At 72.1% G+C, this 3315-nt stretch carries 2 protein-coding genes; one reads left to right on the top strand and one right to left on the bottom strand.

The annotated features are described in order from the left end of the window. Positions 1–275 precede the first annotated feature (275 nt). Positions 276–1646 (top strand): L-serine ammonia-lyase, encoded by a 1371-nt coding sequence (locus tag ACFW9D_RS35120; RefSeq protein ID WP_188336753.1) that lies wholly within the window; start codon positions 276–278, stop codon positions 1644–1646. A gap of 101 nt (positions 1647–1747) precedes the next feature. Here ACFW9D_RS35120 and ACFW9D_RS35115 read toward each other — a convergent pair whose 3' ends face one another. Further along, positions 1748–3100 carry an aminopeptidase P family protein gene (locus ACFW9D_RS35115; protein ID WP_384628954.1) on the bottom strand — a complete coding sequence of 451 codons (1353 nt, stop codon included), beginning with the start codon at positions 3098–3100 and terminating at the stop codon, positions 1748–1750. Positions 3101–3315 lie beyond the last annotated feature (215 nt).

The following is a 3315-nucleotide window of genomic DNA, read 5'->3' as shown; positions in this document are numbered from 1 at the left end:
ATCGCCGAGGCCCTCAAGCCGTCCTACGACGCCACCGCGCTCAAGGCCCGCGTCACCGCGCTCGCCGACAAGCACCCGCTGTACCCCGGCCTGTAAAGATCGCGCCGGAATTTCGTACCCTTCTGTAGGTACGTCCGTTCGGGGCACCGCGCACACTGGACACTGAAGACAGACACCAGCGTGCTCGGTGCCCCGACCGCTGTCCCCCTGCGCACGCTTTCTCTGCACCACCCCGGCAGACAACGGCGTCTACCACCCACCATTGGAGTTCCACCGTGGCCATCTCGGTCTTCGACCTGTTCTCGGTCGGTATCGGCCCGTCCAGCTCCCACACGGTCGGCCCGATGCGCGCTGCCCGTATGTTCGCCCGGCGTCTGAAGAACGAGGGCCTGCTGGCCCACACCGCATCGGTGCGCGCCGAGCTGTACGGGTCCCTGGGCGCGACCGGTCACGGCCACGGCACCCCCAAGGCCGTCCTGCTCGGCCTGGAGGGCGAGTCCCCCCGCACCGTCGACGTCGAGCACGCCGACGAACGCGTCGAGACGATCAAGGAATCCGGGCGGATCAACCTGCTCGGTGCCCACGAGATCGCGTTCTCCTTCGACGACGACCTGATCCTGCACCGCCGCAAGGCCCTGCCCTACCACGCCAACGGCATGACCCTGTGGGCCCGCGACGCCGACGGCACCGAGCTGCTGTCGAAGACGTACTACTCGGTCGGCGGCGGCTTCGTCATCGACGAGGACGCGGTCGAGGGCGCGAACCCGATCGTGCCGGACGACACCGCGCTGAAGTACCCCTTCCGCACCGGCGACGAACTCCTGCGCCTGACCCAGGAGACCGGCCTGTCCATCCCGGCCCTGATGCTGGAGAACGAGAAGGCCTGGCGCACCGAGGACGAGATCCGCTCCGGGCTGCTCGACATCTGGCGTGTCATGCAGGCCTGCGTCTCGCGCGGCATGGCCCACGAGGGCATCCTCCCGGGCGGCCTGAAGGTCCGCCGGCGGGCGGCGGGCTCGGCCCGCAAGCTGCGCGCCGAGGGCGAGCCCCTCGCCCACGCCATGGAGTGGATCACCCTCTACGCGATGGCCGTGAACGAGGAGAACGCCGCCGGCGGCCGCGTCGTCACCGCCCCCACCAACGGCGCCGCCGGCATCATCCCGGCCGTCCTGCACTACTACATGAACTTCGTGCCCGGCGCGGACGAGGACGGCGTGGTCCGGTTCCTGCTCGCCGCGGGTGCGATCGGCATGCTGTTCAAGGAGAACGCCTCGATCTCCGGCGCCGAGGTCGGCTGCCAGGGCGAGGTCGGCTCCGCCTGCTCCATGGCCGCCGGCGCGCTCGCCGAGGTCCTGGGCGGATCGCCGGAGCAGGTGGAGAACGCGGCCGAGATCGGCATGGAGCACAACCTGGGCCTGACCTGCGACCCGGTCGGCGGTCTCGTCCAGATCCCCTGCATCGAGCGCAACGGCATGGCCGCCGTCAAGGCCGTCACCGCCGCGAAGATGGCGATGCGCGGCGACGGCAGCCACAAGGTCTCCCTCGACAAGGTCATCAAGACCATGAAGGAGACCGGCGCCGACATGAGCGTCAAGTACAAGGAGACCGCCCGCGGCGGCCTCGCCGTCAACATCATCGAATGCTGACGCGGTAGCACACGGAGCCGTACGCGGTCGTACCGAAAGGGCCCTGACCAGCGCGTTCTCGTACGCGCCGGTCAGGGCCCTGCTCCGTCTCCGTTGCCGGTTCAGCCGGCGAAGCGGGCCATCCACTCCTCGACCTCGTCCGCCGAGCGCGGCAGGTCGGCGGACAGGTTCTCGTGGCCGTCGGCGGTGACGAGGAGGTCGTCCTCGATACGGACGCCGATACCGCGCCACTCCTCGGGGACGGTCAGGTCGTCGGGCTGGAAGTAGAGGCCCGGTTCGACGGTGAGGACCATGCCGGGTTCGAGGACGCCGTCGACGTAGGTCTCGGTGCGGGCCTGGGCGCAGTCGTGGACGTCCAGGCCCAGCATGTGGCCGGTTCCGGCCATCGTGAAGCGGCGCTGGAGCCCGAGCTCGTAGGCGCGGTCGGCCGGGCCCTCGATGAAGCCCCAGTCGACGAGCCGCTCGGCGAGGTGGCGCTGGGCCGCCTCGTGGAAGTCGCGGTAGGCGCCGCCCGGCTTGACGGCCGCGAAGCCCGCCTCCTGCGCCGCGTACACGGCGTCGTAGACCGTGCGCTGGATGGCGTCGAAGGTGCCGCTGATCGGGAGGGTGCGGGTGACGTCGGCGGTGTAGAGGGTGCGGCCCTCGACGCCGGCGTCGAGGAGCAGCAGGTCGCCGGGGCGCACGGGCCCGTCGTTGTCGGTCCAGTGCATGATCGTGGCGTGGTCGCCGGCGGCGGCGATGGTGCCGTAGCCGAGGGCGTTGCCCTCCAGGCGGGCGCGGCGGAAGAACGTGCCCTCGATCCAGCGCTCGGACGTCGCGATCGCGCGGGACAGCTCGGAGACGACGTCGGTGAAGCCGCGGACGGTGGCGTCGACGACGGCCCGCATCTCGCCGATCTCCCAGGCGTCCTTGACGGCGCGCAGCTCGGAGAGGGCCTCTTCGAGCTCGGCGTCGCGCTCCGCGTCGGTGACGACGGCGGCCTCGAGGGCGGCGTCGACGCCGCGCACGATGCGGGTCGGCACGCCGTTGCCGGCGGCGAGGTCGGCGGCGGCGGTGCGCACGTCGCGGCAGGGCAGCCCGAGGACGCGCTCCGCCTCGGCGAGGGAGGCGCGGCGCCCCGTCCACAGTTCGGCGTGGTAGCCGGACCAGAACTCGTCGTCGGTGCGGCTGTCGCGGGGCAGCTGGTAGCAGTAGGCGTCGTGGCCGCCGTCCGCGCGGGGTTCGAGGACGAGGGCGCCGTCGCGGGCCTGGTCGCCGGTCATGTGGACGTAGGCGGAGTGGGGCCGGAACGGGTAGGTGTCGTCGTTCGAGCGGACCTTCAGGTTCCCGGAGGGGATCACGAGCCGCTCGTGCGGGAAGCGCGCCGAGAGCTCGGACCGGCGCACCGCCGCGTACGGGGCCTGCGGGTCCGCGGTGAGGTCGCGCCGCTCGGTGTCCGCCCAGCCGGTGCGCATGGACGCGGACAGCTCCGCGGAGATCCCTGTGTACAAGCCGTTCTTCCGGCCCACTGTGTCCGCCCTTCGGGGAGTCGACGGGCCGCCCGGGTGGCCGCGGCCCCCCGCCCGGAAATCCCGGGCCGGGGGCCGGGGGGCCCCGGGCGCCCCCCGGTCCCCCCCGTCGACCTCGATCACGGCGTCGGCCGGGGCGCGCAGGGCCGTGTGCAGGACGG

This window comes from Streptomyces sp. NPDC059524, from assembly GCF_042749255.1.
In the GTDB taxonomy this organism is placed as follows: Bacteria; Actinomycetota; Actinomycetes; order Streptomycetales; family Streptomycetaceae; genus Streptomyces; species Streptomyces xanthii.
This window is presented reverse-complemented; position numbering and strand designations above follow the sequence as displayed.